The sequence below is a fragment of the Pseudomonas sp. GD03858 genome (assembly GCF_029840925.1).
Taxonomy (GTDB): domain Bacteria; phylum Pseudomonadota; class Gammaproteobacteria; order Pseudomonadales; family Pseudomonadaceae; genus Aquipseudomonas.
Genome location: NZ_JAOCDM010000134.1, coordinates 1 through 13526 on the forward strand (window position 1 = coordinate 1; position 13526 = coordinate 13526).

Below are 13526 nucleotides of genomic sequence, written 5' to 3' on the forward strand. Positions count from 1 at the left end.
ACAGGGTCAAATGCTCCCTCTTCAGGGCTTGGCGACGTGCCAGACGTCCTTCACGCCATCACCGGTGGTCTCCCCGGCCTTCTTGTCCTTGACGAAGGTGTACAGCGGTTTGCCGTCGTAGGCCCACTGCATCGAACCATCGTCGCGGGTGACGTGGGTCCACTTGTCCTTCGGCGCCTCGTCGTCCTGCTTGACCATCAGCGGCGGCCAGTTCTTGGCGCATTCGCCATTGCACATGGACTTGCCACCGGCATCCTTGTCGAAGGTGTAGAGCGTCATGCCAGCGTGATCGACCCACATGCCGTCTTTTTCCATGGCGTGATGAGCCGACGCCACCCCCGGCACTGCCAGCGCAGCGCACAGGGCCATCCAGCTCAGCGTATGTCGTGTCATTGGAATCACCGTTGTTTCGGGGGTGGAATGGGTTCTGTCAGCCGCCTTGGCGGCCCCTTGAAGCCTAGTCCAGTCACGCGATGTCGCCAGAACGGCCAACGCCCTGTCACACAGCTGCAATAATTCCGTTATCTAATGCGGGCCAAGACACCGTTCCTGGGAGAGGTAATTGAGCATGGTTGGCAGAAACATTCTGATCGTCGACGACGAAGCGCCTATCCGCGAGATGATCGCCGTTGCATTGGAAATGGCCGGCTATGACTGCCTCGAGGCCGAGAACTCGCAACAGGCCCACGCCATCATCGTCGATCGCAAACCGGACCTGATCCTGCTCGACTGGATGCTGCCGGGCACTTCGGGCATCGAACTGGCGCGCCGCCTCAAGCGCGACGAGCTGACCGGCGACATCCCGATCATCATGCTCACCGCCAAGGGCGAAGAGGACAACAAGATCCAGGGCCTGGAGGTCGGCGCCGACGACTACATCACCAAGCCCTTCTCGCCCCGCGAACTGGTGGCGCGCCTGAAGGCGGTGCTGCGCCGCACCGGCCCGAGCGACAGCGAAGCGCCGATCGAAGTCGGCGGCCTGCTGCTCGATCCGATCAGCCACCGCGTGACCATCGACGGCAGGCCAGCCGAGATGGGCCCCACCGAATACCGCCTGCTGCAGTTCTTCATGACCCACCAGGAGCGCGCCTACACCCGTGGCCAACTGCTCGACCAGGTCTGGGGCGGCAACGTCTACGTCGAGGAACGCACCGTCGATGTGCACATCCGTCGCCTGCGCAAGGCGCTGGGTGAAGCCTATGAAAATCTGGTACAAACCGTCCGCGGCACCGGCTATCGCTTCTCGACCAAGAGCTAGCTGCAAGCTGCAAGCTGCAAGCTGCAAGTAAAAGCTCGGAGCGTCAGGCTCGCAAAAGGACTATCAGCACCACCGATCCGCTTCTTCTTGCAGCTTGTAGCTTGCAACTTGCAGCTGGATCCGAAGGATCCATCAATTGAACCAGAACTGGCACTCGACCCTGATTCGCCACATGCTGCTGCTGATCACCGCCTGCCTGATCGGTGGCCTGGTCAGCGGTTACTACGGCTGGAGCCTGGCCATCGGCCTGGCGATCTACCTGGGCTGGACGCTGAAGCAGCTGCTGCGCCTGCACGACTGGCTGCGCAACCACCAGCCCGACGAAGCACCGCCCGACGGCTATGGCCTGTGGGGCGAGGTGTTCGACAGCATCTATCACCTGCAACGCCGCGACCAGCGCGTGCGAGGCCGCCTGCAGGCGGTGATCGACCGGGTCCAGGAGTCCACCGCCGCGCTGCGCGACGCGGTGATCATGCTCGACAGCGAAGGCAACCTGGAATGGTGGAACCGCGCCGCCGAGACCCTGCTGGGCTTCAAGACGCCACAGGACAGCGGCCAGCCGGTGACCAACCTGGTACGCCACCCGCGCTTCAAGGAGTACTTCGAGTCGGAGAACTACGCCGAGCCGCTGGAGATCCCCTCGCCGATCAACGACCGCCTGCGCGTGCAACTGCACCTGACCCGCTACGGCAACAACGAACACCTGATGCTGGTGCGCGACGTGACCCGCATCCACCAGCTGGAGCAGATGCGCAAGGACTTCGTCGCCAACGTCTCCCACGAGCTGCGCACGCCACTGACGGTGATCACCGGCTACCTGGAGACGCTGCTGGACAACGTCGAGGACGTGAACCCGCGCTGGAGCCGCGCCCTGCAGCAGATGAGCCAGCAAGGCTCGCGCATGCAGACCCTGCTCAACGACCTGCTGCTGCTGGCCAAGCTGGAAGCCACCGACTATCCCTCGGACAACCAGCCGGTGCTGGTCGACACGCTGCTCACCGCCATCAAGAACGACGCCCAGGCCCTGTCCGGCCCACGCAACCAGCGCATCACCCTGGAGGCCGCCCCCGGCATCCGCCTCAAGGGCAGTGAGTCGGAGCTGCGCAGCGCGTTTTCCAACCTGGTATTCAACGCAGTCAAGTACACCCAGGACGAAGGCAATATCCGCATCCGTTGGTGGGCCGACGACCAGGGCGCGCACTTGAGCGTGCAGGATTCGGGGGTCGGCATCGAAGCCAAGCACCTGCCACGCCTGACCGAGCGCTTCTATCGGGTCGACTCCAGCCGCGCCTCCAATACCGGCGGTACCGGGCTGGGGCTGGCGATCGTCAAGCACGTGCTGATGCGCCATCGCGGGCGCCTGGAAATCAGCAGTGTGCCGGGGCATGGCAGCACCTTCACCTGCCACTTTGCGCCGGCGCAATTGGTCGCAAGCAAAGCCTGACATTGCCGGGGCTGCTTTGCAGCCCTTTGCTTTTGCAGCATCAGCCGCTACATTGGATCCCCTGTGCCAGCCGACGCTGGCACTTTTTTTCTCCCTATTTCAAAGACGGCCCTCGTAAAACCCCATCATGGACCCTTCCCCTGGTATCAGCCTTTCCTCGTTGTTCGCCGATTTCGGCATGATTCTCTTCGCCTTGTTCCTGGTGCTGCTCAACGGCTTCTTCGTTGCCGCCGAGTTCGCCATGGTCAAGCTGCGCTCAACCCGCGTCGAGTCCATCGCCGAACTGCACGGCTGGCGCGGCAGCATCCTGCGCAAGGTACACAACCAGCTCGATGCCTATCTGTCGGCCTGTCAGCTGGGCATCACCCTCGCCTCCCTGGGCCTGGGCTGGGTCGGCGAACCGGCGTTCGCCCATCTGCTCGAGCCGCTGCTGGCCGCCGTGGGCGTGGACAGCCCCGAGCTGATCAAGGCGATCTCGTTCTTCATCGCCTTCTTCGTCATCTCCTACCTGCACATCGTGGTCGGCGAGCTGGCGCCCAAGTCCTGGGCGATCCGCAAGCCCGAGCTGCTGTCGCTGTGGACCGCCGTGCCGCTGTACCTGTTCTACTGGGCGATGTATCCGGCCATCTACCTGCTCAACGCCAGCGCCAACACCATCCTGCGCATCGCCGGCCAGGGCGAACCCGGGCCGCACCACGAGCACCACTACAGCCGCGAGGAACTCAAGCTGATCCTGCACTCCAGCCGCGGCCAGGATCCCAGCGACCAGGGCATGCGCGTGCTGGCCTCGGCCGTGGAGATGGGCGAGCTGGAAGTGGTCGACTGGGCCAACTCCCGCGAGGACATGGTCAGCATCGACGCCCATGCGCCGCTGAAGGAGATCCTCGCCCTGCTGCGCCGTCACAAGTTCAGCCGCTACCCGCTGTATGACGCCGAGCGCGAGGAATTCACCGGCCTGCTGCATATCAAGGACCTGCTGCTGGAGCTGGCCGAGCTGGATCACCTGCCCGAGACCATCGACCTCGAGGACCTGGCTCGCCCGCTGGAACGGGTGTCGCGGCACATGCCGCTGGCACAGTTGCTGGAACAGTTCCGCAAGGGCGGCGCGCACTTCGTGCTGGTGGAGGAAGCCGACGGCAAGGTGATCGGCTACCTGACCATGGAGGACGTGCTGGAGGTGCTGGTCGGCGATATCCAGGACGAGCACCGCAAGACCGAGCGCGGCATCCTCGCCTACCAACCCGGCAAGCTGCTGGTGCGTGGCGACACGCCACTGTTCAAGGTCGAACGCTTGCTGGGCGTCGACCTCGACCACATCGAGGCGGAGACCCTGGCCGGACTGGTCTACGAGACGCTCAAGCGCGTGCCTGAGGAAGAGGAACTGCTGGAAGTCGAGGGCCTGCGCATCATCATCAAGAAGATGAAAGGGCCGAAGATCGTGCTGGCCAAGGTGCTCAAGCTCGATTGATTTCTTGGGGCTGCTTTGCAGCCCAAAAGCCTCAAGGGTTGCCTGCGGTGAAATCCGGCAACCCGCCAATCGGCCGGTCGAACTGATACGGTATCGACTCCAACGCCAGCCCTACGTTGCGCTGCACCACGAAATGCAGGTGCGGCCCTGTGCTGTTGCCGGTGTTGCCCGACTTGGCCAACGCCTGCCCCTGGGCCACCCGCTGGCCCTCGCCCACCACCACCGAACCGCGCATCAGGTGCAGGTACACGCCCATGGTGCCGTCCGGATGCAGTATCCGCACGAAATTGCCCGACGGGTTGGTTCCCCGCCCGCTCTGGTTGTTCTCGATCTTCACCACCACCCCGCCGCGCGCCGCGATGATCGGCGTGCCTTCGGGCATGGCGATGTCCATGGCATAGCGGCCCTTGGGCCCGAAGTGACTGAAGCGGCCATTGGGTCCCTGGCTCAGGCGAAACGGCCCGCCCTTCCAGGGGAACGGATAGCGATAGCCCTGCGGGCGCTGGCCGGGATCGCCCATGGCATAGCGAAACTTCGTGTCGAACTTCAGGCGCGCCCCTTGGCGAGCCTGCACCACGCTGAGCACCTGGGTCGAACGCGGCGCCACCAGACGCCGGACGATGCGCGGGGCATTGCCACCCTGGGCATTGGCCAGGCGCTCGACCCGCAACTCCACCTCCATCGGCACGAACAGCTCGTTGCGCGCGACAAAACGCACGCCACCGGCGAAGTTCTCGGTCTTCAGCCGTACCTGGCCGTCCAGTCGCTCGACCATCGGCTCGCGAAAAACGAACGCCCTGGCGCCGGGGCTGGGGCGATCGGAATAGGAGACCACGCCGAAGTTGTCGGTGGTCTTGTAGATGGTCATGCCCAGGCTCGACGCCGAGGCCGTGAGCAAGGCACAGAACAACAGCAGGCGGGCGGGCGGCATGATGGTGGCTTTTTGACAGTTGTGTTCTGTCGAAGCCTAGCAGCCCGAATAAAGACAAGTTGTGACAGCTGGTCGGAAGTTTCAAAGGACAGCGCAGAGAGTATTGGTCCCTGTGGGAGCGGGTTTACCCGCGAATGCGTCGCTGACAGCACCATCGTATTCGCGGGTAAACCCGCTCCCACAGGGTTCACGTCCACCTACATAACCCTGGCCATCAGGCCCCTGGCGTGAAGTGCTTCTGCGCCGTGCCGCGGGCGATCAGGCGCGACAGGTAGTCGAGCTTCTGCGCATCCTGGTCGACGAACTTGAAGGTCAGCTGCAGCCAGTCGCTCTCGGGCTTGGGCTCCAGCGCGGCGATGGCGTGCAGGTAACCGTTCAGACGCGCCACCTCGGCATTCTCGCCCTGCTCCAAGTCCAGCACCGCGCCTTCGAGCACCTGCGGCAGGTTGGCGCTGCGGCGCACCACCAGCAGGGCCTCCTTGAGGCTGAGCGCCTTGATCACGCATGGCTGGTTGCCGCTGGCCAGGCGCAACTGGCCCTGGCCACGACCGCTCTGGGCCGCCGCGGCAGCCGATTTCGGCGTGGGCGCGTTGACCAGCGGTTTGGCGGCGGCGACAGGGGCCGGCGCAGTCTTTACGGCTTCCGGACGCCCTCCGGTCAGGGCGCTGAGCGAGTCGTTGGCGAACGCCGAATTGACCCGGGCCGGCGCGCTGGCCATCAGACCATCGAGCTTGCCGATCTTGGTCAGGGACTTCTTCACCTTGGTCAGCAGCTGCTCGTTGGTGAACGGCTTGCCGACGAAGTCGGAGACGCCGGCCTGGATGGCCTGGATCACGTTCTCCTTGTCACCACGGCTGGTCACCATGATGAACTGCATGGTCTTCATCTCTTCCTGCTGACGGCACCAGGTCAGCAGTTCGAGGCCGGACATCTCCGGCATTTCCCAGTCGCACAGGACCAGGTCGAAATGTTCCTTGCCCAGCATGGCCATGGCCTTGCGGCCGTTGACCGCATCTTCGATCACCATGCCCGGAAAGGCATTGCGCAGGCACTTCCTCACCAGATCGCGGATGAACGGAGCATCATCCACGACCAGCACATTCACTTTACTCATCGATACTCCTCTTGAATCCCGACTAGCATACCGCCGACTGATGGCCATTTGCCAAACCACTGGTCACGCCGGGACTTCTGTGCTCGTTCGCGGGTGCCTGCTGGTGCTCGCGCGCAAACGAAAACGCCCGGCAAGAGCCGGGCGTTCGTGCTCGGGAGCAATTCTATTTATCGTCCGGTTCAGCCGGAACATTAGCGATTTCGCCCTCGTCGACGGACTCGCCCTGAACCTCGGCCTTCATGCGCTTGAGGCCCATGTGGCGCACATCGGTGCCTCGCACCAGGTAGATCACCAGCTCCGAGATGTTGCGCGCGTGGTCGCCGATGCGCTCCAGCGAGCGCAGCGCCCAGATCACGCTGAGCACGCGGGAGATCGAGCGCGGGTCTTCCATCATGTAGGTGACCAGCTCGCGCAGCGCGGTCTTGTACTCGCGGTCGATGGTCTTGTCGTACTGGGCCACCGACAACGCCAGGTCGGCGTCGAAGCGGGCGAAGGCATCCAGCGCGTCGCGCACCATGTTGCGCACCTGATCGCCAATGTGGCGCACCTCGACGTAGCCGCGCGGCGACTCGCCTTCCTCGCACAGCTGGATGGCGCGGCGGGCGATCTTGGTGGACTCGTCGCCGATGCGCTCCAGGTCGATCACCGACTTGGAGATGCTGATGATCAGGCGCAGGTCGGAGGCCGCCGGTTGGCGACGGGCGAGGATGCGCACGCATTCCTCGTCGATGTTGCGCTCCATCTGGTTGATCTGTTCATCGACCTCGCGCACCTGCTGGGCCAGGCCCGAGTCGGCCTCGATCAGCGCGGTGACGGCGTCGTTCACCTGTTTCTCGACCAGCCCGCCCATGGCCAGCAGGTGGCTGCGCACCTCCTCGAGTTCGGCGTTGAACTGCTGGGAGATGTGGTGGGTAAGGCTTTCTTTGTTGATCATCGTTCGCTCCGCGAAGTTGCAAGCCTCAAGCCGCAAGCTTCAAGTAGTTCGTGTCGTTCCCTGCTCCGCGCTAACCGCTCTTTCTTGAAGCTTGTAGCTTGAAGCTTGCAGCTGCGCCGAAGGCGCCGTTAACCGTAGCGACCAGTGATGTAGTCTTCGGTCTGCTTCTTCGCCGGGTTGGTGAACAGGGTGTCGGTATCACCGAATTCGATCAGTTTGCCCATGTACATGAACGCGGTGTAGTCCGAAACGCGGGCTGCCTGCTGCATGTTGTGGGTCACGATGACGATGGTGTACTTGGATTTCAGTTCGTAGATCAGTTCCTCGACCTTCAGCGTCGAGATCGGGTCCAGTGCCGAGCACGGCTCGTCGAGCAACAGCACTTCCGGCTCCACGGCGATGGTGCGGGCGATCACCAGACGTTGCTGCTGGCCACCGGACAGACCCAGTGCGGACTCGTGAAGACGGTCCTTGACCTCGTCCCACAGGGCTGCGCCCTTCAGCGCCCACTCGACCGCTTCGTCGAGGGTGCGCTTCTTGTTGATGCCCTGGATGCGCAGGCCATAGACCACGTTCTCGTAGATGGTCTTGGGGAACGGGTTGGGCTTCTGGAACACCATGCCGACACGGCGACGCAGCTCGGCCACGTCCTCGCCCTTGCGGTAGATGTTGTTGCCGTACAGGTTGATGGCGCCTTCCACGCGGCAACCGTCGACCAGGTCGTTCATGCGGTTGAAGGTCCGCAGGAGCGTGGACTTGCCGCAGCCGGACGGGCCGATGAAGGCGGTCACGCGCTGCTTGGGAATGTTCATGCCGACGTCGAACAGCGCCTGCTTGTCGCCGTAGAACAGGGACAGGCCGGGTACTTCGATGGCCACGGTCTCTTCGGCCAGGCGCAGGCTCTGCTTGTCGCGGCCCAGGGCCGACATGTCGATGCCGTGGGTATGAGCTTCGTGTTGCATGTTCTTACTCCTTTTGTAGCTGCAAGCTATCAGCTGCAAGCTGCAAGTTTGAGCAAAGCGGCGAGCAGCTTGGCGCTTGCCGCTTGTGGCTTAAGGCTTGGAAATCAGTGGTCGAGGGCCTTGTACTTCTCGCGCAGGTGGTTACGGATCCACACCGCCGAGAGGTTGAGGGTGGCGATCACCAGCACCAGCAACAGCGCGGTGGCGTACACCAGCGGCCGCGCGGCCTCGACGTTGGGGCTCTGGAAGCCGACGTCGTAGATGTGGAAGCCCAGGTGCATGATCTTCTGGTCCAGGTGCAGGTACGGGTAATTACCGTCCACCGGCAGCGACGGCGCCAGTTTCACCACGCCCACCAGCATCAGCGGCGCCACTTCGCCGGCGGCGCGGGCCACGGCGAGGATCATGCCGGTCATCATCGCCGGGCTGGCCATCGGCAGAACGATCTTCCACAGGGTCTCGGCCTTGGTCGCGCCGAGGGCCAGGGAGCCTTCGCGCACGGTCCGCGGAATCCGCGCCAGGCCTTCCTCGGTGGCCACGATCACCACCGGCACCGCCAGCAGCGCCAGGGTCAGCGAGGCCCACAGCAGGCCAGGCGTGCCCAGTGTCGGCGCCGGCAGCGACTCTGGGAAGAACAGCCGGTCGATCGAGCCACCCAGCACGTAGACGAAGAAGCCCAGGCCGAACACGCCATAGACGATCGCCGGTACGCCGGCCAGGTTGTTGACCGCGATGCGGATCAACCGGGTCACAGGGCCCTGCTTGGCGTATTCACGCAGGTAGACCGCCGCCAGCACACCGAACGGGGTGACGATCACGGCCATGATCAGGGTCATCATCACGGTGCCGAAGATCGCCGGGAAGATACCGCCTTCGGTGTTGGCTTCACGCGGGTCGTCGCTGAGGAACTCCCACACCTTGCCGAAGTACGCGCCCATCTTGGTGAAGCCGGACATGGCGTTCGGCTGGATGGCGTGGACCACCTTGCTCAGGTTGATCTCCACCTCGCGGCCATTGCCGTCGCGGGCCACCAGGCTATCGCGGGCGAAGGCCTGGTGCAGGCCGGTCAGGCGCTCCTCGATGGCCTTGTAGCGGTTGTTCAGCTCGGCGCGCTCGGCGTCCATGTCGGCCTGGGCGGCAGCGTCCAGCTTGCCGTCCAGCTCCAGCTTGCGGCTGTGCAGACGCAGACGCTCGAGGCCATGGTTGATGGCGCCGATGTCCTTCTTCTCGAGCTTCACCAACTGGTCGTTGAGCTCGCTGGCACGCTTGAGACGGACCTGCAGTTCGTTCCAGGCTTCAGGCCCCTGGGCGACCACGCGCCCCTCTTCCTTGACGCTGACCAGGTAGCCATAGAAGTTGCCCCACTCGCGGCGCTCCAGGGCGATCAGCTCGGCGGGTTTGCTTTCGTCCACCAGCCAGTCGCCGACCACCCAGGTGAAGTCGCTGCCGTTGAGGTCGCGGTTACCGACCTTGATCAGCTCGCGGGTCATGAACTCCGGGCCTTGCTCCGGCACCGGCAGGCCGGCGCCCTTGAGGCGCTCGCGCGGCACCTCTTCCTTCTGCACCACCTCGCCGATGACGACGTGGTCGGCCTGGCCCGGCACCTTGTAGGTGGCCTGGATCAGGTCGGCCGGCCAGAAGTGGCCCAGGCCGCGCACGGCGATCACGGCCAGCAGGCCGACGGTCATGATGACCGCCATGGCCACCGCGCCACCACTGATCCAGACGCCGGGGGCGCCGCTCTTGAACCAGCCTTTGAGGGAATCCTTTTTCACGGATCTCTACCTTTCTATCAAAGCGACGAGTATTTCTTGCGCAGGCGCTGGCGAATCAGCTCGGCCAAGGTGTTCATGATGAACGTGAACAGCAGCAGCACGAGGGCGGCGAGGAACAGCACACGATAGTGGCTGCCGCCGACTTCCGATTCGGGCATCTCCACGGCCACGTTGGCGGCCAGGGTGCGCATGCCCTCGAACAGGTTCATCTCCATCACCGGGGTGTTGCCGGTGGCCATGAGCACGATCATGGTCTCGCCCACCGCACGGCCCATGCCGATCATCAGCGCCGAGAAGATACCCGGGCTGGCGGTGAGGATGACCACGCGGGTCAGGGTCTGCCACGGCGTCGCGCCCAGGGCCAGGGAGCCCAGGGTCAGGCTGCGCGGCACGCTGAACACGGCGTCTTCGGCGATGGAGTAGATGTTCGGGATGACCGCGAAGCCCATGGCGATACCGACCACCAGGGCGTTGCGCTGGTCGTAGGTGATGCCAAGGTCGTTGGTGATCCACAGGCGCATGTCACCGGCGAAGAACCAGCTCTCGAGGAACGGGCTCATGTACAGGGCGAACCAGCCGATCGCCAGGATCACCGGAATCAGGATCGCCGCCTCCCAGCCATCCGGGATGCGCAGGCGGATCGACTCCGGCAGGCGGCTCCAGGCAAAGCCGGCCACCAGGATGCCGACCGGCAGGATCAACAGCAGGCTGAACACGCCCGGCAGGTGGCCTTCGAGGTACGGCGCCAGGAACAGGCCGGCGAAGAAGCCGAGGATCACCGTCGGCATCGCCTCCATCAGTTCGATCACCGGCTTGACCTTGCGGCGCATGCTCGGGGCCATGAAATAGGCGGTGTAGATGGCGGCGGCAATGGCCAGCGGAGCCGCCAGGATCATCGCGTAGAACGCGGCCTTGAGGGTACCGAAGGTCAGCGGCGACAGGCTCAGCTTGGGCTCGAAGTCGGTGTTCGAGGCGGTCGACTGCCAGACGTACTTGGGCTCGTCGTAGTTCTCGTACCAGACCTTGCCCCACAGAGCGCTGAAGGAAACTTCCGGGTGCGGGTTGCGCAGGCTCAGAGGCAGCAGCTTGCCGCCTTCTTCGATGATGATGCGGTTGGCGCGCGGCGACAGGGCGAGGATGCCCGCGCCGTCGGCGACCTGCTCGACCAGCAGCGTGCGGTGCGCGGTGCTGTGGAACACGCCGAGCTTGCCTTCGCTGTCCAGGGCGATGAAGCCCTTGCGGCGCTCTTCGGCGTCGATCTGCACCACCGGAGCCTTGCCCATCTGGAAGCTGCGGATCAGCTTGAAGCGTGACTCGCCGTCCGGGTCGCGGGCCATGAACCACTGGCTCAGGCCACCCTTGGAGTCACCGAAGATCAGCGAGATGCCGCCGACCAGCTGGGCGCTGGCGGTGATCTCGGTATCACCGTCCTCGGACAGCTTGTAGCGGCCATTGAGGCTCTTGTCGCGCAGGCTGAACACGTCGGCGGTGGCGCGACCGTTGACCACGTACAGCCACTGCTGGCGCGGGTCGATGAAGATGTTCTTCACCGTCTCGGTCATCTGCGGCAGCTCGATGCGGTTCTGCTCGATGGAGACCTCGTCGGTCATCATGTTCTCGGTGCGCGACAGCTCGATCACCTGCAGGTGCGCGCCGGTGGAGCCGGCCAGCAACAGGGTGTCGCCGTTGACGTTGACGCTCACGTGCTCCAGCGCGCGGCCCTGCTCGTCAAGGGTGAACAGGTCCTGGCCGTAGGGGTAGTCGATGCCCGGCTCGATGGTCTTCTTGTTGTCCGGGTAGGTGATCTTGTAGGTGTGGTGGAACACCAGCGCCTGACCGTTGGACAGGCCCAGCACCACCAGCGGGCTGCCCGGTTGGTCGGTGCTGATGGAGCTGACCTGGGTGCCGGCCGGCAGCGGCAGGTCGACGCGCTTCAGTTCGCCACCGGTCTTGGTGTCGAAGAACAGCGCCTGGCCCTTGTCGGAAACGCGCATGCCCACGAGGTTCTGTTCCTCGAGGGCGATCATCAGCGGCTTGCCGGCATCCTGCTGCAGCCAGGTCGGCTCCAGGGCCTTCTTGCTCGTCAGCTCGGCGCCCTGGAACAGCGGCAGCACCACATAGGCCAGGTAGAAGAAGATCAGCGTGATCGCCGCCAGCACGGCGAGCCCGCCCACCAGGACATACCAGCGGGTCAGGCGATCCTTGAGGGCGCGCAGGCGGCGCTTGCGTTGCAACTCGGGCGTATTGAAGTCAATACGCACGGGGGGAGAATTTTGGGTCATTGTGGAGTTGGCCAGATCATTCATGCGCACACCCTAGCGGTCCCGTATGACAAAAACATGACAGTGCAGTGACGCAAAAAAGCCCGCCGCTCAGGGATCCTGGCTTCGGACTGGAAGATTCGCGGAAAAGGCCGGGCATGTGGCACCGGCCTCGTCCTCAGTTACTTACTTCTTTGCAACGTTGCCGGCGTGGGACAGGCCCAGGTCAGCCAGGGTCTTGTCGACCACCTTGGCTGGCAGCGGGATGTAACCGTCCTTCACCACAACCTGCTGGCCGGCCTGGGACAGGACCAGCTTGACGAACTCGGCTTCCAGCGGGGCCAGAGGCTTGTTCGGCGCCTTGTTGACGTAGACGTACAGGAAGCGCGACAGCGGGTAGGTACCATTCAGGGCGTTGGCTTCGTTGTCTTCGACGAAGGCGCCGCCGTCTTTCTTGGCCAGAGGCACGGTCTTGACGCTGGCGGTCTTGTAGCCGATGCCCGAGTAGCCGATGCCGTTCAGCGAGGAGCTGATCGACTGCACGACCGAAGCCGAACCAGGCTGTTCGTTGACGTTAGGCTTGAAGTCGCCTTTGCACAGGGCTTCTTCCTTGAAGTAACCGTAGGTGCCCGATACCGAATTGCGACCGAACAGCTGGACCGGCTTGTTGGCCAGGTCGCCGGTCACGCCCAGGTCACCCCAGGTCTTGACGTCGGTCTTGCCACCGCACAGGCGGGTGGAGGAGAAGATGGCGTCGACCTGGGCCATGGTCAGGCCCTTGATCGGGTTGTCCTTGTGCACGAACACGGCCAGGGCGTCGACGGCGACCGGAATGGCGGTCGGCTTGTAGCCGTACTTCTGCTCGAAGGCCTGCAGCTCGACGTCCTTCATCTTGCGGCTCATCGGGCCCAGGTTGGCGGTGCCTTCGGTCAGGGCGGGTGGCGCGGTCGAGGAACCGGCGGCCTGGATCTGGATGTTTACGTTCGGATATTCCTTCTTGTAGGCCTCGGCCCACAGGGTCATCAGGTTCGCGAGGGTGTCGGAACCAACGCTGGAGAGGTTGCCCGATACACCGGTGGTCTTGGTGTAGGTCGGGATCGCAGGATCGACAGCGGCGACCGCATTGGCGGCAGCGACGCCAGCGGCGGCAAAGGTCAGGGCCGCCATCAAACGCTTCAGTTTCATGCCTTGCTCCTAGCAGGAATATCGTGGGGTTTGTGATGGAACGGGCCCAAGTATCTGCAGGCCGCATGAACACTCTATGACTCGAATATGACAATTGGATGAAAGGCCATCACCGGTAGTCGGGGATGGTCTTTTCAGGATGTTTCGGAAGGGATTACCTGGCCCTTTGGGCTGCGCTTTCACGCGGAGAATCA

11 protein-coding genes are annotated in these 13526 nt (G+C 63.8%); 3 read left to right on the plus strand and 8 right to left on the minus strand.

The annotated features are described in order from the left end of the window. Positions 1-21: 21 nt before the first annotated feature. Entirely contained in the window at positions 22-393 is a 372-nt protein-coding gene (locus N5D48_RS23565; RefSeq protein ID WP_279888416.1) for a hypothetical protein, read from the minus strand. A gap of 175 nt (positions 394-568) precedes the next feature. On the opposite strand from N5D48_RS23565, the gene phoB reads away from it, so the two are divergent. From phoB to N5D48_RS23580, 3 genes are all read left to right on the plus strand, one after another. Further along, positions 569-1258, plus strand: a complete 690-nt coding sequence (gene phoB, locus N5D48_RS23570; RefSeq protein ID WP_011536427.1) for a phosphate regulon transcriptional regulator PhoB — start codon at positions 569-571, stop codon at positions 1256-1258. 172 nt (positions 1259-1430) lie between these two features. After that, positions 1431-2702 (plus strand): phosphate regulon sensor histidine kinase PhoR, encoded by a 1272-nt coding sequence (phoR, locus tag N5D48_RS23575; RefSeq protein ID WP_279888426.1) that lies wholly within the window; start codon positions 1431-1433, stop codon positions 2700-2702. 127 nt (positions 2703-2829) lie between these two features. Then, positions 2830-4170, plus strand: a complete 1341-nt coding sequence (locus tag N5D48_RS23580; protein WP_279888417.1) for a hemolysin family protein — start codon at positions 2830-2832, stop codon at positions 4168-4170. 31 nt (positions 4171-4201) lie between these two features. Here N5D48_RS23580 and N5D48_RS23585 read toward each other — a convergent pair whose 3' ends face one another. The 7 genes from N5D48_RS23585 to N5D48_RS23615 all read right to left on the minus strand — a co-directional run bounded on the left by N5D48_RS23585 (position 4202) and on the right by N5D48_RS23615 (position 13332). After that, positions 4202-5101 carry a M23 family metallopeptidase gene (locus N5D48_RS23585; RefSeq protein ID WP_279888418.1) on the minus strand — a complete coding sequence of 300 codons (900 nt, stop codon included), beginning with the start codon at positions 5099-5101 and terminating at the stop codon, positions 4202-4204. A 214-nt stretch (positions 5102-5315) separates the two neighbouring features. Continuing rightward, positions 5316-6215 carry a response regulator gene (locus N5D48_RS23590; RefSeq protein ID WP_279888419.1) on the minus strand — a complete coding sequence of 300 codons (900 nt, stop codon included), beginning with the start codon at positions 6213-6215 and terminating at the stop codon, positions 5316-5318. Positions 6216-6378: 163 nt separating this feature from the next. Beyond that, on the minus strand, positions 6379-7149 hold the full coding sequence (phoU, locus tag N5D48_RS23595; protein WP_279888420.1) for a phosphate signaling complex protein PhoU: 771 nt from the start codon (positions 7147-7149) through the stop codon (positions 6379-6381). A gap of 128 nt (positions 7150-7277) precedes the next feature. Next, positions 7278-8111: a phosphate ABC transporter ATP-binding protein PstB gene (gene pstB / locus N5D48_RS23600; protein WP_279888422.1), complete on the minus strand. Its 834-nt coding sequence runs from the start codon at positions 8109-8111 to the stop codon at positions 7278-7280. A 104-nt stretch (positions 8112-8215) separates the two neighbouring features. After that, the gene (pstA, locus tag N5D48_RS23605) at positions 8216-9886 is read right to left on the minus strand and encodes a phosphate ABC transporter permease PstA (protein WP_279888423.1); all 1671 of its coding nucleotides are present in this window, start codon (positions 9884-9886) and stop codon (positions 8216-8218) included. Positions 9887-9903: 17 nt separating this feature from the next. Continuing rightward, a complete protein-coding gene (locus N5D48_RS23610; protein ID WP_279888424.1) occupies positions 9904-12192 on the minus strand; it encodes an ABC transporter permease subunit in 2289 nt (762 codons plus the stop codon). 141 nt (positions 12193-12333) lie between these two features. Beyond that, positions 12334-13332, minus strand: a complete 999-nt coding sequence (locus N5D48_RS23615) for a phosphate ABC transporter substrate-binding protein PstS (RefSeq protein ID WP_279888425.1) — start codon at positions 13330-13332, stop codon at positions 12334-12336. Positions 13333-13526 lie beyond the last annotated feature (194 nt).